The organism is Thermotoga profunda AZM34c06, from assembly GCF_000828675.1.
GTDB lineage: Bacteria > Thermotogota > Thermotogae > Thermotogales > DSM-5069 > Pseudothermotoga_B > Pseudothermotoga_B profunda.
In genome coordinates this window covers 1,221,839-1,247,567 of sequence record NZ_AP014510.1, presented here as the reverse complement: position 1 = coordinate 1,247,567, position 25,729 = coordinate 1,221,839, and the positions used below count along the sequence as shown (strand labels likewise).

The following is a 25,729-nucleotide window of genomic DNA, read 5'->3' as shown; positions in this document are numbered from 1 at the left end:
TTGTGTTTGTCGTTTCAAATTTTCTTTTGGCTGTTGCCAAGGTTCTACAGGTTTTCATATATTTTGAGTTAGTTTGTGTTATTCTCTCTGCCATTTTGAGTTGGATAACACCTTATCATTATTATCCCTTCAGACAATTTGTAGATGGTGTATCTGCAATCATACTCAAACCATTGAGGAGAATCATACCCCCAATAGGACCGATAGATATAACCCCTATGATTGCGATATTGGTTCTGACATTTCTTGATATCTTCGCCGTGAGAACATTGACTGATCTGGCGGTGATGCTCCGTTGAATAAAACAGCAGCGATAGTTTTCAGGAGCGATAAAGTGAAAGAAGCACAAGAACTTGCCGAAAAAATTGGAATGCATGTCAAGATAGTGCAAATATGTGAAGCCAAAAATGAGAAGGTCGACCAAAACTGTGATTTTGCAATTGTTATTGGTGGAGATGGAACGGTTCTCAAAGCTGCCAAATTGTTGAACATTCCTATAGTTGGGTTCAAAGCAGGTAGGGTTGGATTTTTAGCGTACTACAAGCTTGAGGAAGTCGACCGATTTTTAGATGATTTACATGAGAACAGACTCATCCAAGAAAAAAGGTGGATGGTAAAAGCACGCTTGAATGATACATATGTTCATGCGATCAATGATATAGTATTTCACACACCATCTCGTCAAATGAGTGAGTTTGAGATTGTCTTTGATAGTTGTTCGGGTCTTTCTTTTTTTGCTGATGGAATTTTGATTTCAACTCCGACAGGTTCAACGGCTTATAATCTATCACTTGGTGGGGCAATCGTGGTTCCTGTTTGCGATGTTTTTCAGATTCTACCTATCGCACCATATTATTTGCAAAACAGAAGTATTGTCGTGCCAGATCAACGAAAAATTATCATCAATGCTCTTAGTGAATGTGAAATTTTAGTTGATGGTATCGTCGCCGGTAGGGCAACACGGATCGAAATTACAAAATCCGAAAGATATTTCACACTTCTCAGACCTGATTATTATGATTTTTTTACCGTCCTTAAAGAAAAGGTGGGTTACGGAAGAGGTGTTCAAAATGAAGTGGATAATCGATGAGAGGACTGAATTGTTCAAGAAAGCCTTAATGAAAATGGGCTGGTATATGGAAAAAATGTTTCTACGCTCACTCGAAGCTTTGGAAAATAGAGACACGAAGTTAGCAAAGCAAGTGATAGAAGATGACAATGTATTGGATGAGATGGAGATAGAACTAAGAGAAGAAGCAGCAGCGATGCTTGGGATTCACAACCTCACCGGTGTTCAATTGCGTTTCATTATCGGTAGTATACAACTTGCGAATATCTTTGAGAGAATCGGAGACAATGCAAGAAGGATTTCCCAGATAACGATAACTGTTCTAAAAGAACAACAGAGTACGTCTATTCCTGGACTTCTCAATTTAGGAAGACTGGCTTCGGGTGTGTTGAAGGAAAGCCTTAGATTACTTGCAGACCTTCAAACAGAAGGGTCCTTTGAAATTTGTTCCAAAGATGCCGAAATCGATGAGCTTTATCTGGAAATTAGGAGTGAACTTTTGAATTCCATGAGAGAAAAACAGGAGAATATTGATAGAAATTCTCTGTTACTTGAACTTGCTCAAAAAATAGAAGAAATTGCAGATCTTTCAACTAACATAGTCGAGACAGTTTTGTACGTGGTAACGTCTGAATCTTATAAATGTTTTAGAGACGAAATGAAGCTCTTCAAACAAAGTGAAGGTGTTCTGTTTGGGAATACTGACTAAGTATATTTCCAAACTCTCGATGAGTCCAATACTAATAGGTTTAGCTGGTTTTGTGATTTTTGTCAGTGTAGAGGTTCTTTATCAGCTATCCGATTTGATAGTTAGGCACAGAGTCAGTGTGATTGTTCTGCTCAGAGTTTTGTATTATTATCTTCCATATTTTATCGCACTCGGAATACCAGTTGGAGTTTTGCTTGCCATATTTTGGGTTTTATCGCAGCTCTCCACGGATCATGAATTGATGGCACTTCAAGTTCATGGAATATCGCTGAAAGTCCTCATTGTCCCTTTTCTCGCAATTTCAATTGTTTTGAGTTTTCTCACATTCTGGTTGAGTGATCGTGTAGTACCAGATTATAACCAAAGAGCAAATGAAGCACTTTCAAAATATGTCTATAAAAGGCCGGAGGTCTTCATCAGTGAAAATATTTTGACCAAGATCGATGAAAGTCAATATTTCTACGTAAAAAAATATGATCGTCAGAACGGCATTTTGGAGAACGTCGTACTTTTTAGAAATGAACCAAGTGAAGAAGAAATCATCACGGCGCAGAAGGTTCTAAAGGAAAGCGAAAAATGGTACATGTACGATGGAAGGCTTTACAGAGTTGATAAGGAAGGAATGCTCAGGTTTGATGTGAAATTCAACAAAGTGGAACTTGATTTGAAACAAGATTTGGAATCAATTATGCGTGTCGGTAAAACACCAAAGGATATGAAGAGCGAAGAGTTGAGAGATAGAATAGCTACTTTCAAGAAGCTTGGTATAGATCCTTCACCGTGGATTGTAGAGTTGCATAACCGCTATTCAGTTTCCTTAGGACCGATGATCATCGTTTTGGTTGGTATACCTTTGTCCCTCATGTTCAATCTCAAAAGCAAGTCTTGGGGTGTTATCCTGACCTTTGTGATAATCGTCCTTTATCAAGGATCAGGTGCATGGCTCGGTGCCATGGGTAAAGAAAGACTCATCGATCCTGTACTTTCGGCATGGCTACCAAACATACTCTTTGGAATCACAGGAACTGTCTTGTTCATACTTTTAGATACTCCTATTAGCTACAGATTGAGAGAAAAATTTTCTAAACTTTTTATAATTATGCTACTGTTGACTTTCGCAAATACTGTGCATGGTGAAGTGCTCACCGTCAATGCAAGTTCAGTCACTTACGATGCGACTTCTGTTATTTTTTCTGGTAACATCGCAGCTACTTTTCAGGATTCGAGAATTGAATGTCAGAAGTTGACTGTATTTTTGAGTAAATCTGGAGATGCACAAAAAATCATCGCAGAAGAGTCTGTATCTTATGCAAAAAAAGACACCACAATAAAATGTCAACAATTCACATATACTTTCTCCGATGAACACAGCCTCATGGCAAATATTAGAGGCAGAACGATTTACACAGATGAGGAAAAGAACAAACACACAGTGTACTTTTCTGGTAAAAATCTCGAAGGTAAAAATGACGAGTCTTTAATAGAAAAAGGATACTTGACAACATGTGAACTGGATCGACCTCACTATCGAATGCAAGCTCTAAAGGTCGAAATAAAGGAGAATGAATATCTGGCGGCCTATGACGCAGTGATTTTCATATTAGAAATCCCGACTGTCTATCTGCCTGTTTATTTTGTATCGTTGAAAGAAGGACCACAGCCTTTTGCTGTAAAGTTAGGGTACTCAAAGTCAGATGGTTTTTCCTTTGAAAGTTCATACAATGTCAGCTTCAAGGATGGATCTGTTGGTGCAAAGATAGGTTGGCAAGAATCGAGTGATACACCTGGTAAGTATGCCCAATTCGATTTAACAAAAGAATGGTCCATTTTTAAGCTTCAATCGAGTTACTATGTTCGTCAACCTCCTCAAGAGCAGGACTTTGTTTATGAATTTGACAGCTCTCTTTATATAAATGAACCGATTTCCACAAAACTCAGAGCGTTCTTCAAAAATGACAGAAGTTATTTTGAATATCAGCTTCTCCCAATCAAGGAGCTATCAATACAACTTTCAAGGTTGCAAAATTCCAGTGGTGTGACCTGGGTTTTACCTTATATATACTTGAAGAAGATCACTTTACCGTCAGATCTTTTCACTTTTACAATAAATTCGCTGTACCACCGTTCGACAGTCCAATATACAGAAGGATCTCTTTTCGATCATCTTGAAGAATTCGATATGACTGGAAGGTTTAGTACAGCACTGTCTGTCAAGTTGCCCTCTGTTTTCAAAAACCTTCAGGTCGATTTTTCTGGTTATTATGATTTGATTGATTTTGAACCAACTGAAAGAACCTACTTTTTGTTAGACTCGAAACTCCCTTTTAAAACGATCAGAGCAAATTTTGGCTTTTTGGGATGGACAGTCGACAACTCTTTGTTAACAGGCATCTGGATGGGTGTTGATAATGAGCAGTTGGGTTATAGATTTGCTCAGTTGTTCGATACTAAACTGACATTCAAACCATTTGACTTTCTGAGTCTTTCTGCTGGTTATTCAAGAACTGGTGTGATCACAAACAACGTATATTCAGGATTTAGTAACGATTCAGAAGTATCAGAGATCACCTTTCTTGGGAAATTAAATGTGCCAACGACACTTTTTGAGGTTTCTACAGCTTATGATTTACTCACATCCACATGGGATGATCTGAACCTTAAGACCAGCACTGCTTTCAAGATATGGCAAATAGGATTTTCAATTTACACGAACACCATTTATCAGATCGAAGAAGGGCAATTCTACAAAACGGATTTTGATATAGATCTCTCGTATGGCTCTCTTAGGCACGTGACAGAGTTCACGTATTATTACAACAAAGAAGATGCCATTGATATGATCACCAACACTTTGACAGTAAAAGGTACCAATTTCCTGTTCATGAATAACCCGAATGTGAAAATTATCTACAAACTCGACACTCACTTTGACTTACTTTCGATTGAGGCAAAAGGTAGTTTCTATGTGGATAAAGCAAAACACGAATTCTCGGGTTATTACATCAAAGGATCATCCAGGCTTCGTTTTTCTTATAATTTGTCTGGGTTTGACCCGGCAATTGGTTTTTATATAAGCATGAATACTCAAACATTTGCAATAAACGATTTACAATTTACACTGGAAAAAGATCTTCATTGTTGGGGACTTGTTTTTGAGAGTCAATTTTCTATCGATCCCACTTTTTCTATAGAAAAACTTGCCTTCAAATTTTACATAAAAGAATTTCCAAAGAAGACCTTTACGGTTGATCCAGTTACTGGTGCCTTTGATATGAATGTGTTTTAATGCTAAAATTCGAGCGAGGTGTATTCCTTGGTAGATTATCTTACTGAACTCGATGAAGAACAAAAACAAGCCGTCTTGTGCTCGTCTGGTAGATCGATAGTCATAGCGGGTCCAGGCTCTGGGAAGACAAGGGTTATCACTTATAAACTCCTTCATCTGTTGAGATCTGGTATCAAGCCTTCAGAAATCTTACTTGTCACTTTTACAAGAGCCGCTGCAAATGAAATGATAGAACGTGCGAGAGTTCTCACAGGTATGGATCTTGAGGAGATCACTGCAGGCACTTTCCACCATGTCTGTAATTTGATATTGAGAAAATACGCTTCAAGAGTTGGATTATCGCCGAATTTTTCTATTCTTGACGAAGAAGATTCGAAGAGCCTTATCAAGCATGTTAGAACAATTGTGTTGGAAAAAGAAGGAGAAGTTAAACACTTTCCAACTCACAACATCCTTCAAAAGATTTTCTCATATTGTGCGAACACGATGACATCACTTCATGAGGCTATTTTAAGACTCAATCCAAAATACGCCGAATTCGAACAAATCATAGAAAAGATATACACAGAATATGTTATCGAGAAACGAAATCAAAATTGCGTTGATTATGATGATCTTTTGATCTTTGCCGTTCATGTTCTACAGCAAGATAACTTCGCACGGACACGAGAGTCTTCAAAATACAAATGGATATTGGTAGATGAGTTTCAGGATACGAATATCTTACAGCTGGAGTTGATCGAACTACTCTCAACAGTTCATGGCAATGTGGTAGTTGTGGCAGATGATTCTCAGAGTATTTACTCGTTTCGTGGTGCAAGGTATGAAAACGTCAGAGATTTCATGAACGTTGAGAATACTAAATTATTCAAGATTCAGACAAACTATCGAAGCGATGAAACAATAGTGAATCTGGTGAACCGTATAATCCCAAAGAAATCTGTTCCCAAGATTCTAAGGTCTGTGAAACCTGGTGGAAAAAGACCTATCATAGTTGAGACGAACGACAAAGAGGAGGAAGCGAAATTCGTCGCTCGTGAGATACTCAAGCTAACCGAACAAGGTTTCGAACCCGGTGAAATTGCAGTACTCTATAGAAGTCATTCTCATTCACTTGATCTTCAGATAGAGCTTTCAAAATCTCAGATTGACTTTAAGATACTCTCCGGGATACGATTCACCGAAACGGCACATGTGAAAGATATCTTGGCTTTTCTGAAAATCTTTCAAAACACACGTGACAAAATATCTTGGAGCAGAATTGCAAGATTATTCCCGGGCGTTGGAGCAAAAACTGCTGCGAATCTCGCTGAATATGCTTCTCAATCCTCAGATACAAAAACCGTCGTGGAGATTCTTCAAGATTTCTTTGCCAAAAAGACTCAACTCAAGGAAATTATAGACATTGTGTCTAAGGTTTCTGAAAAAGAGAGAGTCAGTGAGAAGATAGGTTTGATCTATGAAAATTTCTATTCTCAATATCTTCAAGACAACTATCCTGACTTTCGTGATAGGCAAATGGATGTCGAAAGGTTGATTCAAATTGCCGAAAGGTACAAGTCTTTAGAACGTTTTCTGTCTGATCTCACTCTCAACGAAGCAGAGGGAGATAATAATCATTCAAAAAACAAGGTGACTCTGACAACAGTGCATCAAGCCAAAGGTCTTGAATGGGATGTCGTTTTTGTTCTCAGTGTAAATCCCGGTGATTTTCCAAGCTATTATGCATTGATTGATGGTAATTTGGATGAGGAAGAGAGAATTTTTTATGTGGCAGTAACTCGTCCTAAAAAGTTATTATATATCTTGAAGCAAAAATTCTCATCTGTACCTTACTTGTACTGGACAAGTAATATAGATTTTGTGAAAAAAATTCCACCAAATTTGGTGGAATACTTAGATCTTTCTTTTTAGGGAGTGTTGATGTGATAATACGTTTTGCCGGAAAGAATTTGTTGTATTTTGATCAATTCGAATTTTCATTTTCTGAAGGTTTGAATGTGATAACTGGTGAAACCGGTGCCGGTAAATCTATTTTGCTAAGGGCACTCCAAGCCGTCCTTGGAAAAAAAGTCGATCTTCCATCGAGTGAAAATTGTTATCTGGAGATCTTTATAACACTCCCAAAAAAGAATTTGGCAGACTTCGGAATAGATGAAGATGAGATTGTTGTAAGCCTTTCCCCAGGTAAACGTTGGGTATACAAACTGAATGGAAAGATGTGTACCCAAAGCATGGTTGAAATGTTATTTGAGGATACAGTACATTTTCATCAACAAAATTCTCAAACTGGTTTATTGAAACCAAAAAATCAGCAGATCTTTCTCGATGGTTTCTTAGAAGATCAACGACTTCTTCAGGAATATTCCCAGCTGTATCAAGATATAAAGGAACTCGAGAAATTTCTAAATGAAGTTGACATTGAGAAAATACAAAAAGAAATCGATGTTCTTCAATCAGAAGTCGAATATTTCGACAGAATGAGACCTTCCGAGGAAGAAGAAAATTTATTAAAAGAAAGGTACGAAAGAATCCTGAAACGCCAGCAGATAGCAGAGATTTTCTCACAAATTACATCGGTTATTGAGAATGACTCACCAAATGGTTTTGCAGTATTGTGGGAAGTACTTCAAAAATCTCAGAAGATAGCAAATATGCTCCCAAATGGATTTGTCGATCTTCTCGAGGAAACCTTGGAAAAATCAGAAGAACTCAACAGGATTGCAAAATCAAGTCTGCAAGAATTGGAGCTCGAGGATATAAAAGAAGTCGAACAGAGAATCTGGGATTACAACGATCTGAAACGGAGATATGGACCAGAAATGAAAGATGTAATCGAACACATCAAAAAAACAAAATCCAGGTATGATGAACTCAGTAACAAACTCAAAAATTTCTCACAAGCAAAAGAACAGATAAGGAAACTCAGAAATCGTGCTTTTGAGTTAGCACAAAAGATCCATGATCAACGTGTCAAGGTGATAACAGATATAACAGAACAGGTGGAAAAACATTTGAAAGATCTGGCAATGAACATGAAATTCTCAGTGAAAATTGAAAGATTACCCGATCTGAGCCCAAACGGGATTGATCAAATCGAGTTCGTAGTGCTTTTACCCAATCAAGATCAGTTACCTATTAAAAATATCCTATCAGGCGGAGAGCTTTCAAGGTTACTTCTGTCTTTGGAACTTGTATCTGCAACTAATCTTTCTTCCCAAATTCTCATATTTGACGAGGTTGATACTGGTATAGGTGGTATGGTTGGTAATGTACTTGGCAAAAAATTAAAGGATGTCTCTATGAATTTTCAGACAATCGTTGTGACACATTTACCCCAGATAGCAGCTTATGCAGATAGACATTTTGTAGTGGAACGTTCTATGGATAAGATGGTTTTGAGGGTTCTAAGTGAAGATGAAAAAAGAAAAGAAATGCTCAGGATGATTGGTGGAGAAGAGATTTTCAAGAGGTGAGTATTTTGGTTTTATTTGGTACTGGCGGAATTAGGGGTGTCATGAGAAAGGGAGAATTCGATCATGATCTTGTTGTAAAAGCCAGTAAGGCTGTTGCAAGTTGGATGATAACTGAATCACTTAAGAGCATAGTTATTGCTTACGATACGAGAAAAAATTCAAAAGAATTTGCAACTCTTGCTGCTGAAACTATTTCTTCATATGGTATTGAAACTTACTTGTTTGAGAAACCTGTACCGACACCCTTGCTGTCCTTTGCAGTCAGGTTTATGAAATTGGGTGCAGGTATCGTTATAACTGCAAGTCACAATCCGCCACAATACAACGGCTTTAAAGTTTATACATCTGATGGTGTTCAAGCTATTCCAGTTTATACTGAGAAAATCTCATCTTTTATGGATCATCCATTTTCACCTTCCCATGGACCATCAGTCCAATCGGTACCAGAGGAAATTATTACAAAGTATGTCGAGTCAGTTGTTGAATTAGTGAAGCCGTATGTTCTTGGTTTCACCAATATCGATTTGGTTTATTCGCCGCTTCATGGCACAGGTGCCGAGTTTGTACCAGTTGTTTTGAGATCACTTGGGATCAATGTAATTTGTGTGAAAGACCAAATGTACCCAGATCCTATGTTCTCTACAGTCAGATTACCCAATCCCGAAGAGATAGACTCCTTTGAACAAGTGAAAAGATATATGGGAGAAAATCAAGTGAAATTTGGAATCGCTACCGATCCGGATTGCGATAGAGTGGGTTTCATGGTTGATGACTGTAAATTGAGTGGTAATCAAGTTGGAGTTTTACTCACCGATATGCTCAGTGAGAAATATCAAACTGGTAGTTATTTGTTCAAGACAATTGTTACCACCGACATGGTCAACGATATCTGTGAAGATCAAAAACACATAATCGTGGAAACTCCCACTGGCTTCAAATTCATTGGAAATGAAATAGAAAAGAGAAGTTCAGATCCAAACTTTAGATATTTCTTAGCTTTTGAAGAAAGCTGTGGTTATCTGGCGGGAGATTTTGTCAGAGACAAAGACGGTGTAATCGGTTCAGCCCTTATAGCAGTTATGTGTACAAGATTTGATCCAATTGATCGATTGAATTACTTGTACAATAGATACGGCTATTATATTGAAAAACTCATTTCTTTTGAATTGGCTACTCCTGAAGATGCAAAACATTTTTATGAACAACTTTCCAAGAAACCACCAAAAAGGATAGGGCATTTCAAGGTACAAGAAATATATGACTATTCCAAAGACGAAAACATACCAAACGAGACCATACTCATCAAAATCGACGATGCAAAGATATATATAAGACCTTCAGGTACAGAACCAAAATTGAAGATTTATATCAAGGTTAAAGAAGAGAGTAGCGAGAGCGCTGCAAAAAAGATGTTTGAAATAGAAAAGGAGTTGAAGAAACTTGAAAATTCTGTTTGAAAATGCTTTAGTCTTGAGAGATGCGTTTTCTCAACCAATAGCAACCAACGTGTTGATAGAAAATGGAAAGATTTCAAAAATTGGTAATTTTGTTGATGAAGAGATCGACGAAAGATATGATTTCTCTGGCAAGTTAATCATGCCTGGATTGGTTAATTCACACACACATGCGGCAATGACTTTGATGAGAGGTTTGGCTGAAGACATGTACCTGGAAGATTGGCTTTTCAAAAAGATCTTTCCGATAGAAGAAAGACTTAGCCAAGAGGACGTCTATTATGGCACTATGCTGGCTCAAATGGAAATGGCAAGAAAAGGAATCACAGCTTATGTTGATATGTATTTTCATTGCGATGCAGTTGCACAAGCCGCAGTTGATTTTGGAATGAAAGCTTTGATAACACGTGGTCTTGTAGATAACGGTGGTCCAAATACCGACAATGGCAGGTTGAATCAGAACGTGAAATACTTTGAGCGTTGGAATGGAAAAAATGGTTTGATACTCGTTGGATTTGGACCACATGCACCTTATAGCTGTTCTTTAGAGTATATAGATCAAATAGGTAAAGTTGCGCATGCACTCAAGGCAAAAATAACTATTCATTTGTATGAATCAAAAAAAGAGAACTATTCCTTGTCGGAATTACTCAAGACGAGCATCTCTGAATGCGACGTTATCTTTGCACATTGTGTTCATGTGAAAGAACATGAGATTGACCTCTTAGCAAGGCAGAATTTTTTCGTGGCACACAATCCAACGAGTAACTTGAAGTTAGCAAACGGTATTGCACCAATTCATAAGATGCTCAATAGAAAGGTTCAGATATGCCTTGGTACCGACGGTGCGGCAAGCAACAATACTCTGGATATCTGGCATGAAATGAGGCTTGCAACACTCTTACAGAAGATGGAAGATCCAACAAACATAACCATTCAACAAGCCTTGGCAATGGCAACGATTGTCGGTGCAAGAGCAAGTGGTCTCACCACCGGCACGATTGAAATTGGTGCGGATGCCGACCTGATAGTTCTTGATATAGAAAAACCATGGTACTTACCACACAAAAATCTCATGGCACATCTTGTTCACTCATTAAATTCCACCGATGTTTTTGGAACTATGATAAAAGGTAAATGGGTTTACCTGAATGGTGTTTATCCCACGATCGATGAGTCTGAAATTTTGAGAAAATTCACGGAGGTGATGAAGCGATTGACAGATACCTGAAATTGAGTAATCATCTCAAACAAAGATATGGTGCAAAAGTACATAGACTTATTATAGATGCTGGTTTTACATGTCCAAATCGTGAGAAATCAAGTCCGTGTATATTCTGTGATCCAACTGGAAGTGGTTTTAATGCCTTTCACAGTCTCTCGATAAGAGAGCAAGTAGAGAAACAAAGACAATGGGCGATATCTAAATACAAAGCCGAGAAATTCATTGTCTACTTCCAGGCTTTCACAAATACCTATGCACCTGTGGATGTTTTGAAAAGAAAATACGAAGAGGCAATTATAGACAAAAGTATTGTACAACTTGCTGTATCAACAAGACCTGATTGTGTGCAAGAACCGGTTCTTGAAATCCTTGAGAGTTTTAAGAGCAGAGTAGATGTTTCTCTTGAACTCGGTCTTCAAACGATAAACCCAAAAACCCTGAGAATAATCAAAAGAGGACACGGTTTAGCAGAATTCATAGATGCCGTTTTGAGAGTTAAAAAACACAACCTTGAAATTGTCGTTCATGTCATCGTGGATCTACCATGGGATGAGATTGAGGATGTCATAGATACTGCAAGAACAATTTCATGCCTTGGAGTCGATGGTGTGAAATTGCACTCGCTTTATGTGGTTAAGGGAACAGAACTTGAAAAACTGCTCAAGACAGGACAAATCCAATTGCTTAGTTTTGATCAATACAAAGATCGTGTAATAGCCTTTTTGGAAAATCTTTCAGAAAACATCGTGATTCACAGGCTTGCTTCAGACCCACCCAAAGATATGACGATTGTTGGAAACTGGGGTATGTCAAAACTCGAGGTTGTTAATAAGATAGAAAAGGAACTCGAAATAAGAAACACTTGTCAAGGTAAGAACTTCAAAAGATGGCTTCATTCACAGATGTATGTCACTAAAATTTGAAGAAGGCGGAAATCTCCGCCTTCTAATCTACGAAAATGCTCCAGCCACTGTTTGTAAAAGTATATGAATATTTCAGCACAGGAGTTGTTGGGTTGGATATATCAAAGATTTTCAAAAATTTATCATGTAGGACAAACAATTCATTTTCATAAACCATGAGATTTTTTGATAGTTCCAAAGATATTTTCTGTCCATTCATATTGGATAGATTGATCACATAAAAACCATTGTCGACTGCCAAATAAGCATATTGTTGATAGACATCCAAAGCCATGGGTGTTTCACTGATTGGTATTGAATCCTTGTAAATCAAATTATTGGACTCGATTGTGTAGTATTCAAGATTGTTGTTTTTGTAGATGAATACCTTATCTTCTTTGGTAAAAACATAAGACCCGGTTGCCTGAGCTATTATGTTGTTGGGATCTTCCGGATCACGGATCTGTATCTGTCCTGCAGATGTAACTGTACAAAGATATCTATCCGATGACAAGAAATTGACACCCTGCAAGGGGTATTCGTCATATCCAAAGGTTGTGAGATTTAATCTGTATATTCGGTTTGCTCCGATTAGGAAAAGATAATTCTCGGTGAAATCAGCTGGTGATGATATAAATGTGAATGATTTAGTTCTAACTGTTTCTAAGGTATTTGGATCAAGCTCCATGACAATGTTTGATGTAACAACATACAGCGAATTTCCTTTTGTGTGTAAATGGAACGGTATACCGGTCAGTGATTTGTATTTTACTGTCTCAAAACCAGAATCTGTTCTTTTCAATCTGTAAATCTCCTTGGAAAAGGTCCCCACAAAGATCCTGTTTGTATCTCTTGTCTTACTGAAGATCTCAGAAAAACCACTCTGAAGACCTGTCAATGACTTGGCATTGATGACATAGTAGTATGTTTCACCTTCTAAAACATTGGTATCGATGAAATTAGTTTGTTCAAGTGAGGTCGAATTCAACTTGAGCCAGAGATCTTTTTCTTTTCTATACAGGTCGTATGAATCGGCTCCTTCAACAGGGTCCCATTCTATCTTGATACCTTCCTCAAGGTTTGTCAATGTGGCATCGTTGACAACACCAAGGTTTGGTACAAAAACCTCTACCGACAGATTCCCAAAGCGATCTATCGTCACATCGAAAATATTTGTTCTCCCAGGTTGAAGCTCTAAGCCATAAGATCCGATTTCCGGTACTATCATGATAATGTCTTGCCCAGAAAGCAATGTCAGTTTCATATCCCATACGGCACTTTTAATATTGCTGAAAGTAAAAGTCGCGGTTCTATTCTCCAACGGTTTTTGATCATTGAGATGTTCATCATCACAAAATAGATCTATTAAAACACTGTCTGGTTGATCTGATTCTACTTTCACATTCAAAACCAGATCGGCAGTATTCAACGAGAGTATTAAGGAGCAATAGTTAATCTGATTCGCAATGACTTTCACTTGTTCTGTGGTTTTATACAATACATAGCCACTTTCATCTAATATCTGTACGTAGACATTCCAAATACCTTCTTCGATTGAATCGAATACTATCTGTGAAGCTGGAAAATCAAAATTTCTTTGTAGAACTCTCTGATTCTTGCTGATACTGATGACTCCCTTTTTTGGTTGTGAACTTGGTATCGCCTTCAATTGACTAAAACTCACAATTAACTTGCCTTTGTTGCTGTTTTCAAGCTTTAAACACCCAGAACTGAGAAAGACAATTACCACGATAATTACTAAGAAAGCCACCTTCTTCATTAAAAATACCCCCGCGAGAATGGATGATAATTAAATAATATCATTGAAGTAATTCATTAGAAATCATTTGAAAATAGACTTTTGAATACTAATATTTTCTTCAATTATTTGTGAAATAATAGTCACTAAAACATTTTATTTAAAAATAATTTTTACTTTGCAATGTACTTTTTTACCCTGCATTTTGCACTATCTACTTATGCTTTAAAGCGATTCAAAAACAAGCCGTATGTTGTATGTGATATTAACCTGACAGTGAACAAATCTCTTCAAAATGGCACAACAATAGCATGCTACAAGTGAACACATTTCATAGGATCAATAATCTTTACTTTTCAACTTTTATCATTTCTATGGTCGTTGATCTTATCATTCAGTGATATAAATATATGTGAAGTTAATACTACCCTGATGTGGAGATGGTGATACTGTGAAACACAAGATCATAAATCCTAACCTTTCTGATTTTGAGAAGTTTGTGCTTTTTTCGAAAGGTACCGAGAGACCGTTTACTGGAGAATATGAGAATCATTTCAAAGAAGGCATATATGTTTGCAAGAACTGTGGTATACCACTGTACAATTCTTCTGACAAGTTTCATTCTGGATGTGGCTGGCCTGCCTTTGATGATGAAATCCCAGGAGCCGTCAAAAAACAACCAGACAGGGATGGGATACGTACCGAGATAGTATGTGCATATTGTGGTGCACATCTTGGTCATGTCTTCTACGGTGAGAAGTTCACACCGAAGGATGTACGCCATTGTGTTAATTCCGTTTCTCTTTTATTTGTACCGAAAGGCGAGAAACCGCCGATAGACAGAATGTTCTTTGCTGGCGGTTGTTTCTGGGGCGTTGAGCATCTTTTCAAGCAGCTTGAAGGTGTATTTGATACAAGGGTGGGGTACATGGGTGGTACTTGGAAAAACCCCACTTACGAACAGGTGTGTACTGGACTAACTGGGCATTACGAGACTGTAGAGGTCATCTTCGATCCGAAAAAGATCGACGAAGAAACGCTTGTTAGATATTTCTTCGAGATACATGACTTTACACAGGAAAGTGGTCAGGGACCAGACATCGGTGAGCAGTACAAGAGTGTGATTTTTTATACTAACGAAACGCAAAGAAGAGTTGCAGAAGAAGTAATTTCTTTCTTGAAACAGAAGTACAAAGTTGCAACGCAAATCAAAAGGGCAAGTGATTTTTGGCTTGCCGAAGATTACCATCAAGACTATTACGAGAAGACTGGGAAGGTACCGTACTGTCATTTCAGGCGGAAGGTATTCTGATACATCCCAGAGAATCCAATAAAACAGAGTATGAAAAAATTTCGAATAAAATAGCCATCTGAGATTTTCCTGAAAAACAGAGCTTGAATTTTGAGCGAGTTGTATTATAATGAAAATTAGTTTGGAGAGGTGGCCGAGTGGTCGAAGGCGCTTGCCTGCTAAGCAAGTGTGGAGGGTTACCTCCACCGAGGGTTCGAATCCCTCCCTCTCCGCCAGGTTGTGCCCGTAGCTCAGCTGGATAGAGCGCCAGACTGCGGATCTGGAGGCCGGGAGTTCAAATCTCCCCGGGCACGCCAGAGATGGGCCATTTTCCCTCTTCTATCATCTCAGCCAAAGTGTATCTGAAACCTTTCGTCGAGACTTTTATGTTGCCCTTTGTTGCTATTGCAATTGCCACTGTGCAACCTGCGACGATAGTTTTTTCTCTCCCAGGTGGTATTATCTTCATATTCACTATCTGTTGAGGATTCATTTTTCTGAGTTCCTCTGAAATTTTCTGTATGTCTTCAAACGTGAGTATAAAGCCATCGAGTGATTTCAAGTCCCATTTTTTAACCTTCAATGCAGCAATTGCAACAAAAGACCCCCCGATACCAACGGGATTATCAAAATCTGGTAGTTGTTTCGAGACGTAATCAACTGCCTTGTCAAAGTCCTTTGCACTTGGTAAAGAGAGATCAAAGATAGAATTCAACACATGTGTACCCAATCCAAGACTCACAAACCAGTCTTTTGTAACGACTTCCAGACTGCCTCCACCCAGGTCAAAAACCGTGATATTCATACTTCGTTTTGGATCGACAGACAAGTATGTCAAATAAGCTTCTTCTTTTTCTGAAAGAATCATTCCATTTAACCCAAAATATTTCATCAGCCTTTCGAAAAGATGGCGTCTCTCACGAAAGATCGCTGTACCAAAAGCGTATGTTTCTATGCCATCGATTTCACTTTTGATTTTTTCGAGTGATTGCTTTGCAACACGAAAGGCTTGTTTATCGTCTTTGATCGATTTTAGACCAACTTCATAAACCTTTTCCATGATCGCTCTACCTTTTTCATAAACAAGGAGAATGAAAGAATTAGAACCAAGATCCAAGATAGCTACCATTTTTACATCACTCTTTCAAATCTCGAATTAATTTCTCCAACATCTGAACGACATATTTTCTATCTTTACTCTGTTCAGGCAACTTGTTGAAGAAATCTTCGGCATAACAGTAAAAGGCATTTGTCATATCAGGATGATTGATCGCAAACAATCTGATAGGTTGATCTTTCTTGAAAACTATCACACCGACTTGATCTTTCACAGCGACATGTAGATTTGTATCGATATTTTTTTGAGATATGCACAGATGGTAATTCTTATAAGTCTTAGTAAGAATGTTTGTAAACTTGCAATAGCAACTGCTACAGCATAGACATCTTCATCACTTGCAGTAGGTTTTACATTGTTTATGGTCCTGTAAATAAATCTATCGTTTCCTGCATTAAGTTGTAATCTTATCTGGGAAAGTAAGGGAATACTTTGAATAGCCAAATCAATTCACCTCTTTTCTATTGTAAGAATTAAAAACCCATCACCCCATCACATATAACACTAAATATAGTAGTATCTGCTGATATTATAGCACAAAATATTGTAGTTGAATTTAAAAATTAAGAAGATTATAATATAAAAAGGTTTCAGGCATACAATAGCGTAAAGTATAGGAGAGGGTATAGAATATGAATAATAGTAAGATAACCTTGACCCAGCTTGAGACTCACTTGTTTAAGGCTGCAGATATACTTAGAGGTAGAATGGATGCTTCCGAGTATAAAGAATATATCTTTGGTATGCTATTTTTAAAGCGTATTTCAGATGTTTTTGAGGAAAAGAGAGAAGAACTAAGAGAAAAATACAGAAAAGAAGGTTTATCAGAGAAAGAGATTAATGAGCTTCTTGAGGATCCGAATACATATGGAGAAACATTTTTCGTTCCAGAGAGAGCAAGATGGGAAAATATATTAAATTTAAAAGAAGATGTAGGTAACCAACTTAATAAGGCATTATCTGCATTAGAAGAAGCAAATCCAGAGCTTGAAGGAGTTCTAAAGCATATAGATTATAATGCGGTAAAAGGTAAAACCCGTCTTAAGGATCAACAGTTAATTGACTTAATACATCATTTTAATAAGTATAGATTAAGGAACGAAGATTTTGAATTCCCAGACTTACTTGGTGCAGCATACGAATATTTATTAAAAGAATTTGCAGAATCAGCAGGAAAAAAAGGCGGAGAATTTTATACTCCTCCCCATGTTAAAACTCTAATGGTTAGACTTGTAAAACCTCAAGAGGGAATGTCTATTTATGACCCTACAGTCGGCTCTGGTGGATTCCTCATTGAAGCAAGACAATATGTTGAGGCGATAGGACAAAATCCTAAAAATTTAGCTCTCTATGGACAAGAACTCAATGGGGTTACCTGGTCAATATGTAAGATGAATATGATTTTACATGATATTCCTGATGCCCATATAGAAAATGAGGATACACTCATAAGACCAATGTTTAGAGAAAATGGCTATATCAAGCAGTTTGATAGAATATTAGCCAATCCTCCTTTTTCTCAGAATTATACAAGAACGGGTATGGAATATCCAGAAAGATTTAAATATGGATTTACACCTGAAACAGGGAAAAAGGCAGATTTAATGTTTTTACAACACATGATTGCAAGCTTGAAACCAGATGGAATAATGGCAACTGTAATGCCGCATGGAGTACTTTTTAGGGGTGGACAAGAAAAGATAATAAGAGAAGGAATAATTAAGGATGATTTAATAGAAGCCATTATTGGTCTCCCCCCAAAGTTATTTTACAATACTGGAATACCTGCCTGTATAATTGTAATCAATAAGAATAAGCCAGCTCATCTTAAAAATAAAATCCTATTTATAAATGCAGATAGAGAGTACGGAGAGGGAAGAAATCAGAATTATTTAAGACCCGAAGATATAGAAAAAATAGTTACAGTTTTTGAAAATAAATTAAAAATCCCCAAATATTCAAGACTTGTAGATATCAAGGAAATTGAAGAAAATGATTATAACCTAAATATTCGTAGATATGTGGACAACTCTCCCGACCCTGAGATAGAGAGCGTACATCATCACTTATTAGGATTTATCACCAAGAAAGAGGTTGAATTATATAAGCCTCTTATTAATAAATTTAATTTCAATATTGAAAATATTTTTACGTTTAAAAATGAAGACAGTTTAGACTTTGTTGAAAATATTGATGACAAAACGAAATTAAGAGAAGTTGTCGAAAATGATAAGAATGTAAAAAAGATATTCGAAGAACACCTTGAAAGATTAGAACAATGGTGGCAGGAGATAAAGGAAGGAATAGAGAAATTTCCAGAAAGTAATAATCTATGGATATTTAGAGGATTAGCGCTTAAGCAGTTAGAAGATAAGCTTTTACCTTTAGGAGTCCTCGATAAATTCAAAATTGCTGGAGTATTTGTAAACTGGTGGGAAGATTTGAGATATGATTTTAAATCAATAATTTCGTCCGGTTGGAGCAAGGGACTTATTGAAGGTGAAAGAATAGAAAAAAAGTTCTTTACAAAAGATTTAGAAGAGATCGAAGAATTAGAAGCTAAAATTTCAAAGGTAGAGAGCGAATTAAATGAGCTTCTTGACGAAGTAGAAGACTGGGATGAAGAAGATCAAGGACAAAAAACTCCACAGAAAGTTATAGACTATTTAAAAGGTATTGTGAGAGATCTTAATTTGAGTGGACAAGATTATGCTATAAAAGAAGCCTTGAAGTGGCAAGATTTAATTAAAAATATAGAATTAAAAACTAAGAAATTAAAGGACTTAAATAAAAATCTAAAAATAAAAAAAGATAGATTAGAGGAAAATATAAAGAGAAAAAGAGAAGAGTTTACAGAGGAAGAAACCAAAAATCTTCTTATGGAAAAAGTTTACGAAGCTATAAAACAACATTTAGAGAAATATCTCAATGCGGAGAAAAAGGAACTAATAAGAGTTTTTGAAAATTTATGGGATAAATATAAAATATCTTTGAAAGAGTTGAAAGAGGAAAGAGATAAGGAGATAAGAAAACTTGAAGAATTTTTAAATAAATTGGGGTATTACAATGAGTGAAGAGACAAAAATACCTGAAGGATGGAAAAGAGTAAGATTAGGAGATGTAGCTGAAATATCATCTGGAGGGTCTGCTCCACAAAGTGATATATACTTTGGAGGAAAAAGCTATTTTGTCAGGGTGTCACATATTGATAATGAAAGTCATATTATAAAATCGTTTGATTTAATAACAGATGAAGCTATTAGTAAGTATAAATTAAAGCTTTTTCCAAAAGGAACGATCGTATTTCCTAAAAGTGGAGCTACGATATACTTAGAAAAAAGGGCAAAACTTCCGTTTGATGCCTATATAGTTAGCCATTTATGTGCAGTAAATTCAATATCTAAAAATCTCGAACAAAACTATTTATTTTATGTTTTAGTTAAAACTAAATTTTCAGATAAAAAAGGAAATGGATATCCTACTTTAAATTTATCAGAGATAAAACAATTCCCCATCCTCCTCCCCCCTCTTCCTGAGCAACAAAAAATAGCTGAAGTTCTTGAAACCATAGACAATGCCATAGAAAAAACAGACAAAATTATTGAAAAATACAAACGCATAAAACAAGGTTTAATGCAGGATTTATTAACTAAAGGTATTGATGAAAATGGAAACATAAGGGACGAAAAAACACATAAATTTAAAGATTCACCAATTGGAAGAATACCTGAAGAGTGGGAAGTGGTGAGATTGGGGGAGGTAGTTTATTTAGTTTATGGCGAAAGATTAGAAGAAGAACATTATGATGAGAATGGTATTTCCTTAGTTTACGGAACTTCAGGCATCCTAGGGAAGACCAATAAATTTTTAGGAGAAGGCGAAACTGTAGTAATACCTAGAAAAGGAAGTATTAATAGTAAATATTACGTACCAGAAAAACAAAAATTTTTTGTCATTGACACAGCCTTTTATTCTATTATCAATAAAGAAAGATGTATTCCTAAATTTCTCTTTACTTATCTAGTATCTACTGATTTCGAGTTTTACAATGAGTCAACCGGGGTACCTAGCCTAAATAGAAATGTATTAAATAAGGTATTAATCCCCCTCCCCTCTCTTCCCGAACAAAAGCGCATTGCTTCCATCCTCTCTCAAATTGATGAGGTTATAGAAAAGGAACAAAAATATAAAGAAAAACTTGAAAGAATAAAAAAAGGATTAATGGAAGATTTACTCACTAGCAAGGTGAGAGTAAACAAATTACTTTTGGAGGAGGAAAATGTACAGCAAACTTTATGAAGAGCATTATGTAGAAAATAGATTCCTTGGCCATCTTCAAAAACTTGGTTGGAAGATTTATAGACAGAATAAAGATAATCCTGAAGATATAAGAGAGATAGTCAGATTTAATTCTTCAGGAGAGCCTGTTTATGGTGGTAGTGTAAAATTTAGAGAGAGTTTTAAAGAGGTACTTCTTGAACAGGAACTTAGAAACTCTATAAAAAGAATAAATCCTTGGATAGAGGATGACCAAATAAGTGAAGTAATAAGAAGAATTACTACTCCACAAGCAAATTCGCTTATTGAAATAAATAGAGAGATCCATGATTTACTCCTTGAAAATACCTCGGTATCAGAAAACAGAAAAACTGGAGAAAGGAGCCCTACCGTTAGATATATAGACTTTAGAAATCCAGAACAAAATTCTTTTATAGCCATATCTCAATTTAAATTAAACATTCCTGGAACAGAAAAACATATAATTCCCGACATAGTCTTATTTGTAAATGGATTACCATTAGTAGTAGTAGAATGTAAATCTCCTGCGATAGCTGATCCTATAAATGAAGCAATAACTCAGCTTATGAGATATTCAAATAGAAGAGGTGAAAAAGAAGGGAATGAAAAATTGTTCTGGTATAACCTTTTTATGGTTGCTACTTCAAACCAAGTTGCCAAAATTGGAACCATTACAGCAGATTATGAGCATTTTAATGAATGGAAAGATCCATATCCATATAGCCTGAGTGATATAGGTAGTAGTACAGTCACAAGTCAAAATGTATTAGTCCAAGGAACTCTCTCAAGAGAAAATCTTCTGGATATTCTCCGCATATTCACCCTATGGATTGAAGATCCAAAAGGAAAAGGACTAATAAAAGTAGTACCAAGATATCAACAATTTAGAGCAGTTAAAAAAATAATCAAAAGATTGAAAGAAGGAAAAACTCCAGAGGAAAAAGGCGGAATAATTTGGCATACACAAGGATCTGGTAAATCATTGACAATGATGCAGACTGTAAGAGCGATTTATAAAGATCCACAGTTAAGTAATTTTAAGATAGTATTTATAACAGATAGAGAAAAACTCGAAAAACAATTAAAAGAAACTGCTACAAGTGTAGGTTATACTATACATCACGCATATAGCATAGAAAAGCTTAAAGAACTTCTTAGAACAAATACACCAGATTTAATTATGGCAATGGTTCATAAATTTCAAGAAAGAGATCTTGAAAAAGAATTCCCAGTGTTAAACATCTCTCCCAATATTCTTGTTATGATTGATGAAGCCCATAGAACACAATATAAACTCTTAGGAGCCAATTTAAGAAAGTCTCTCCCAAATTCAATAAAAATCGCATTTACTGGAACACCAATAGAAAAAACTGAATTAACTTTTGGCGAATATATTGATAAATACAGCATAAAGCAAGCAGTAGATGATGGTGTAACAGTTGAAATTGTATATGAGGGCAGAACTCACTCTGCTGATCTTTCTGATGAAGAATCTGCTAATGCAAAATTTGAAGATGTCTTCTATGCAATTGATGAAGAGGAAAAAAGAAAAATATTAGGACGATATACATGGAAAGCATATCTTGAAGCTGAAGAAGTAATAAAAGATAAAGCAAAAGATATGATAAACCATTACATCACCCATGTATTTCCAAATGGATTTAAAGCCCAAGTGGTTGCTGTGTCACGTCTTGCAGCAGTCAGATATAAAGAAGCTCTTGAGAACGCTCTTAAAGAAAAGATTGCAGAACTTGAAAAAAACAATCCTAATAATATTGACATAGAAATACTTAAGAGACTTAAAGTAGCTGTAATTATATCAGGATTACCAAATGATGATCCACAAATTTATAAGAGAGAATATACAGATGAGACAGAGCAAGACAAAAATATTTATAGTTTTAGAATGCCATTTGATATGGTTGATAATGAAAAAGGCATAAGTGGGGATGTGGGAATAATTGTTGTAAATCAAATGCTTATAACAGGCTTTGATGCACCTATTGAGCAAGTTATGTACCTTGATAATGTATTAAAAGAACACAATCTTTTGCAGGCAATTGCAAGAGTAAATAGAGTTTATAAGAACAAAAGCTGTGGATATGTTGTTGATTATGTTGGCGTTTTAAAACATTTGAAAGAAGCACTTTCTATATATGCTGATGAAGATATAGAGGAGATATGTCAAGTTATTGTTAACAAAGATAAAAGTAAAGATGAACTGAAATATGCTTACAGTAACATAGAGAACTTTTTCAGAAGATACAAAATTGAAAATTGGAGAAGCAATATAGATGAATGTATAGACCTTCTTGTAGATGAAGAAGTAAGAGATGAATTCATAACTCTTGTAAGAGAGTTTAATAAGGCTATGGATAAAGTATTACCAGATCCAGATGCATTAAAATACATTACAGATTTAAAAATAGTCAATTTCATAAAAGAGTCTGCAAGAAACAGATACAGAGACGATAAACTAAGCATTAAAGATGCAAGTAAAAAAATAAGAGAGATAGTTGACGAATATCTAATATCAAAGGGAATTGATCCTAAAATTCCACCAACTCCCCTTTTATCTGACGATTTTATATCAAAATTAAGTAAAAAATCTCCAAAAGCAAAAGCCTCTGAATTAGAACATGCTATTAGGGAATACATTATAAAGCACTATGAGGAAGATCCTGAACTATACGAAAGATTTTCCGATGTGCTTAAAAGAATACTTGAAGATTACAAGGAAAATTGGGAATTACAGGCACAAGAGCTTGAAAAGCTAAGAGAGAATACAATTCAAGGAAGAAAATTAGAAGAAAATTATGGCTTGGATCCTGAAAAAGAAAAGCCATTTTTTGGAGTTCTTAAACAGGTATTATTTGTTAATACCCCTGAAGAAAATATTGATAAGGAGAATATAGATCTACTTGTTGGAATTACCAAGGATGTAATAGAAATAATAACAAGGGAAATAAAAACAGTAGATTTTTGGGAAAATTATACAAAGCAAAAAAGGTTGAAATCCTATATAATTTCTCATATTCTTTTACCCAGAAAAGGTAAGAACAATTCATTCTTTGAAAAAAGAAATGAAATAGCTCAAAAATTTTTAGAACTTGCATACCATATTTATGGGAAGATAACTAATGAAAATTGATAAAATTATAAGATCGGATAGAAAAACAATAGCAATACAGATTAAAGACGATGCTACTTTAATTGTGAAAGCTCCTTTTGGAGTAAGCGAAGATATTATACAAAAAGTTGTCATCAAACATAAAAATTGGATAGAAAGAAGAATAAAAGAAATTCTTGAAAGAGATCCAAAAACTCTTAATAAAGAATTTGTAAATGGTGAAGGATTTCTCTATCTTGGAAGATATTATAAACTTTATATAGTAGATAAACAAGATATATCTTTAGTTTTTAATAATGGCTTTTACCTTTCTAAAGATTATCTTCCTAAGGCACGAGAAATTTTTATTAATTGGTATAAGAAAAAAGCATTTGATAAAATTTCCGAAAGAGTAGAAATATATGCTAAAAAGAGAGGCTTTATTTATAGTAAGATCAGAATTTCAGATGCTAAAACAAGATGGGCATCATGCTCTTCTAAAGGAACTTTAAGCTTTTCTTGGCGTTTAATAATGGCACCACTTTCTGTAATTGATTATGTTGTTATACATGAACTTGTACATCTTGAAGAGAAAAATCATAAAAGAAATTTCTGGATTAAAGTTAAAATGCTAATGCCAGACTATGAAAAATATAAAGATTGGCTAAAACAAAATGGCTATCTCTTAAAACTCTAAAATTACTTTTTAATCTTCCGTTTTTATATCATCTTCAACTACTAAAACATCATTTCCACTAATCACATCGTCCAATTCCTCAATTTCAACATGATCATATTTTCTATATATTGCTTTTCCCTTTATTTTTAGATTTCTTTCTTTGATACCTTCTAAAGTTAGTATCAACATTTTTGTTCCTTCGTATAATGCTAAATCTTCAGGTTTATCAATTTTTATAATTTGTCCTTTTTGTTCAGCCTCCTCTAAAGGCTTTATCCAATCACAACTCTTTTTAAATTGCAACTCTTTAAATCTACTAAAATGACTATATAGGTAAGTCTCATAATTTATAAAAAGCCAATCATCAGTCATACCAGAAATATAATCAGCAATAACTAAAGCCTTTTTCTCTTTGGAAATATTTCCTATTAATTTTCTCCTCTCACGAGTTTCTTTTGGTAGTTTATCAGGATTTTTCATAAAGAAATTAAATACTTCCCCTATTATTCTTTTAGCCTCCTCATTGGCATCCATGATGTGTTGAGAATACAACTTTTAGACAATGGCGCAGATCTTTCCACAGTTACTTCAAAAGAACAAATAGATGAAATCATCTGGGCTTTGAACTGTCCAGAATTGACGGCTCAGTAGAATCAAAATGATGAATATGGCAGGTGATTTCGTTGAATGAGAATATTTTGAAAATTTCCGGTTTAAAGGCTTTTTTCAGAATAATAGGTTTTGGTTTAATAGGCTTTGTAGCCTTCTCAAAGCCAATAAAAGACATAAATCTTTTGAACACACTGTTCAGTGTGACGATGGGTCTTTTCTTTGGAGGTCTTTACAAATCATTTTAGTCTGGTTTTCAAAACCATTCAATGGAGATTTGAAGGAAAAATACGGGAAAAAGGCTGTGAAAAAAGCTCTGGAAAATGGATTTGTATACGTATTCCCATTCTCAGTGATTGCATTCTTTTCAAGATTTTTCTTTGGGATATCACTCACAACACCTTTGCTTTCAAGTGCTTTGGTGATAAGTGCTCTTTCTGGAGCAACTTCAATAAACTCATTGAAGGAAAAACCACGTGCCGCAAATATCGTCGTTGCTTTTATAATCAGTTCTATTTTTGCAACATTGTGGATTTATTATTCAGCTTTCGCTGCAAGATTTCCAGTATATGCAGAGAGTGGAATAAAACTTCTGTATCTTTTTTTGACGGGTGCCTTCAGAATATAGTGTATAATCTTTTTAACTTGGCAAGGGGGTGAGAAGAATTACATTAACAAAATTGAGCGGTCGCTGATTGTGGAATTTTCTCCTATCCCTCTCAGGTTTCCCTCCGTTCAATTCTAA

21 protein-coding genes and 2 tRNA genes are annotated in these 25,729 nt (G+C 35.6%); 18 read left to right on the top strand and 5 right to left on the bottom strand.

Translation table 11 applies throughout. The annotated features are described in order from the left end of the window. Positions 1 to 2 precede the first annotated feature (2 nt). The 9 genes from TSP02S_RS05980 to TSP02S_RS05940 are packed head-to-tail and all read left to right on the top strand — an operon-like array spanning position 3 to position 12,142. Positions 3 to 299 (top strand): YggT family protein, encoded by a 297-nt coding sequence (locus tag TSP02S_RS05980; protein WP_041082660.1) that lies wholly within the window; start codon positions 3 to 5, stop codon positions 297 to 299. After that, the gene (locus tag TSP02S_RS05975; RefSeq protein WP_041082658.1) at positions 296 to 1,090 is read left to right on the top strand and encodes an NAD(+) kinase; all 795 of its coding nucleotides are present in this window, start codon (positions 296 to 298) and stop codon (positions 1,088 to 1,090) included. Before TSP02S_RS05980 ends, TSP02S_RS05975 begins: the two co-directional genes overlap by 4 nt. After that, positions 1,071 to 1,778 carry a phosphate signaling complex protein PhoU gene (phoU, locus tag TSP02S_RS05970; protein WP_041082657.1) on the top strand — a complete coding sequence of 236 codons (708 nt, stop codon included), beginning with the start codon at positions 1,071 to 1,073 and terminating at the stop codon, positions 1,776 to 1,778. Before TSP02S_RS05975 ends, phoU begins: the two co-directional genes overlap by 20 nt. After that, a complete protein-coding gene (locus TSP02S_RS05965) occupies positions 1,762 to 5,064 on the top strand; it encodes a YjgP/YjgQ family permease (RefSeq protein WP_041082655.1) in 3,303 nt (1,100 codons plus the stop codon). Before phoU ends, TSP02S_RS05965 begins: the two co-directional genes overlap by 17 nt. Before the next feature lie 27 nt (positions 5,065 to 5,091). After that, positions 5,092 to 6,978: an ATP-dependent helicase gene (locus TSP02S_RS05960; protein WP_041082653.1), complete on the top strand. Its 1,887-nt coding sequence runs from the start codon at positions 5,092 to 5,094 to the stop codon at positions 6,976 to 6,978. A gap of 11 nt (positions 6,979 to 6,989) precedes the next feature. Beyond that, positions 6,990 to 8,540 (top strand): AAA family ATPase, encoded by a 1,551-nt coding sequence (locus tag TSP02S_RS05955; RefSeq protein ID WP_041082652.1) that lies wholly within the window; start codon positions 6,990 to 6,992, stop codon positions 8,538 to 8,540. A gap of 5 nt (positions 8,541 to 8,545) precedes the next feature. Further along, positions 8,546 to 9,997 (top strand): phospho-sugar mutase, encoded by a 1,452-nt coding sequence (locus tag TSP02S_RS05950; protein WP_041082650.1) that lies wholly within the window; start codon positions 8,546 to 8,548, stop codon positions 9,995 to 9,997. Then, complete coding sequence (locus TSP02S_RS05945) at positions 9,981 to 11,225, top strand: amidohydrolase (protein ID WP_144380734.1); 1,245 nt, start codon at positions 9,981 to 9,983, stop codon at positions 11,223 to 11,225. Before TSP02S_RS05950 ends, TSP02S_RS05945 begins: the two co-directional genes overlap by 17 nt. Positions 11,226 to 11,227: 2 nt before the next feature. Continuing rightward, positions 11,228 to 12,142 (top strand): TIGR01212 family radical SAM protein, encoded by a 915-nt coding sequence (locus TSP02S_RS05940; RefSeq protein WP_232503666.1) that lies wholly within the window; start codon positions 11,228 to 11,230, stop codon positions 12,140 to 12,142. 22 nt (positions 12,143 to 12,164) lie between these two features. Here TSP02S_RS05940 and TSP02S_RS05935 read toward each other — a convergent pair whose 3' ends face one another. Further along, a complete protein-coding gene (locus TSP02S_RS05935) occupies positions 12,165 to 13,901 on the bottom strand; it encodes an LVIVD repeat-containing protein (protein WP_041082646.1) in 1,737 nt (578 codons plus the stop codon). 430 nt (positions 13,902 to 14,331) lie between these two features. Between TSP02S_RS05935 and TSP02S_RS05930 the strand changes: the two genes are divergently transcribed. The 3 genes from TSP02S_RS05930 to TSP02S_RS05920 all read left to right on the top strand — a co-directional run bounded on the left by TSP02S_RS05930 (position 14,332) and on the right by TSP02S_RS05920 (position 15,488). Next, on the top strand, positions 14,332 to 15,192 hold the full coding sequence (locus tag TSP02S_RS05930; RefSeq protein ID WP_041082644.1) for a bifunctional methionine sulfoxide reductase B/A protein: 861 nt from the start codon (positions 14,332 to 14,334) through the stop codon (positions 15,190 to 15,192). Positions 15,193 to 15,315: 123 nt separating this feature from the next. Then, positions 15,316 to 15,407 (top strand) — tRNA-Ser (locus TSP02S_RS05925). Between the two features lie 4 nt (positions 15,408 to 15,411). After that, positions 15,412 to 15,488: transfer RNA gene (locus tag TSP02S_RS05920), tRNA-Arg, on the top strand. On the opposite strand, the gene TSP02S_RS10850 is transcribed toward TSP02S_RS05920, so the two are convergent. Genes TSP02S_RS10850 through TSP02S_RS05910 form a run of 3 tightly spaced genes read right to left on the bottom strand, consistent with a single transcriptional unit; the run spans position 15,467 to position 16,732 of the window. Further along, a complete protein-coding gene (locus TSP02S_RS10850) occupies positions 15,467 to 16,300 on the bottom strand; it encodes a Ppx/GppA phosphatase family protein (protein ID WP_082025929.1) in 834 nt (277 codons plus the stop codon). The genes TSP02S_RS05920 and TSP02S_RS10850 overlap by 22 nt on opposite strands. A gap of 7 nt (positions 16,301 to 16,307) precedes the next feature. Then, a complete protein-coding gene (locus tag TSP02S_RS05915; protein WP_041082642.1) occupies positions 16,308 to 16,502 on the bottom strand; it encodes a hypothetical protein in 195 nt (64 codons plus the stop codon). Further along, a complete protein-coding gene (locus tag TSP02S_RS05910) occupies positions 16,499 to 16,732 on the bottom strand; it encodes a DUF1659 domain-containing protein (RefSeq protein ID WP_041082640.1) in 234 nt (77 codons plus the stop codon). The genes TSP02S_RS05915 and TSP02S_RS05910 overlap by 4 nt, the downstream gene beginning before the upstream one ends. A gap of 188 nt (positions 16,733 to 16,920) precedes the next feature. On the opposite strand from TSP02S_RS05910, the gene TSP02S_RS05905 reads away from it, so the two are divergent. Genes TSP02S_RS05905 through TSP02S_RS05890 form a run of 4 tightly spaced genes read left to right on the top strand, consistent with a single transcriptional unit; the run spans position 16,921 to position 24,393 of the window. Then, the gene (locus tag TSP02S_RS05905) at positions 16,921 to 19,362 is read left to right on the top strand and encodes a type I restriction-modification system subunit M (RefSeq protein WP_041082638.1); all 2,442 of its coding nucleotides are present in this window, start codon (positions 16,921 to 16,923) and stop codon (positions 19,360 to 19,362) included. After that, positions 19,355 to 20,587 carry a restriction endonuclease subunit S gene (locus TSP02S_RS05900; protein ID WP_041082636.1) on the top strand — a complete coding sequence of 411 codons (1,233 nt, stop codon included), beginning with the start codon at positions 19,355 to 19,357 and terminating at the stop codon, positions 20,585 to 20,587. The genes TSP02S_RS05905 and TSP02S_RS05900 overlap by 8 nt, the downstream gene beginning before the upstream one ends. After that, entirely contained in the window at positions 20,568 to 23,738 is a 3,171-nt protein-coding gene (locus TSP02S_RS05895) for a type I restriction endonuclease subunit R (protein ID WP_041082634.1), read from the top strand. Before TSP02S_RS05900 ends, TSP02S_RS05895 begins: the two co-directional genes overlap by 20 nt. Next, positions 23,728 to 24,393, top strand: coding sequence for a M48 family metallopeptidase (locus tag TSP02S_RS05890; RefSeq protein ID WP_041082632.1), 666 nt, complete (start codon positions 23,728 to 23,730; stop codon positions 24,391 to 24,393). The genes TSP02S_RS05895 and TSP02S_RS05890 overlap by 11 nt, the downstream gene beginning before the upstream one ends. A gap of 9 nt (positions 24,394 to 24,402) precedes the next feature. On the opposite strand, the gene TSP02S_RS05885 is transcribed toward TSP02S_RS05890, so the two are convergent. Further along, positions 24,403 to 24,909 (bottom strand): hypothetical protein, encoded by a 507-nt coding sequence (locus TSP02S_RS05885; RefSeq protein WP_144380733.1) that lies wholly within the window; start codon positions 24,907 to 24,909, stop codon positions 24,403 to 24,405. 149 nt (positions 24,910 to 25,058) lie between these two features. On the opposite strand from TSP02S_RS05885, the gene TSP02S_RS11050 reads away from it, so the two are divergent. Together TSP02S_RS11050 and TSP02S_RS05880 are read left to right on the top strand one after the other, a co-directional pair. Then, positions 25,059 to 25,232, top strand: a complete 174-nt coding sequence (locus tag TSP02S_RS11050) for a hypothetical protein (RefSeq protein WP_171816326.1) — start codon at positions 25,059 to 25,061, stop codon at positions 25,230 to 25,232. Between the two features lie 29 nt (positions 25,233 to 25,261). Next, on the top strand, positions 25,262 to 25,612 hold the full coding sequence (locus TSP02S_RS05880; protein ID WP_041082629.1) for a hypothetical protein: 351 nt from the start codon (positions 25,262 to 25,264) through the stop codon (positions 25,610 to 25,612). Positions 25,613 to 25,729 lie beyond the last annotated feature (117 nt).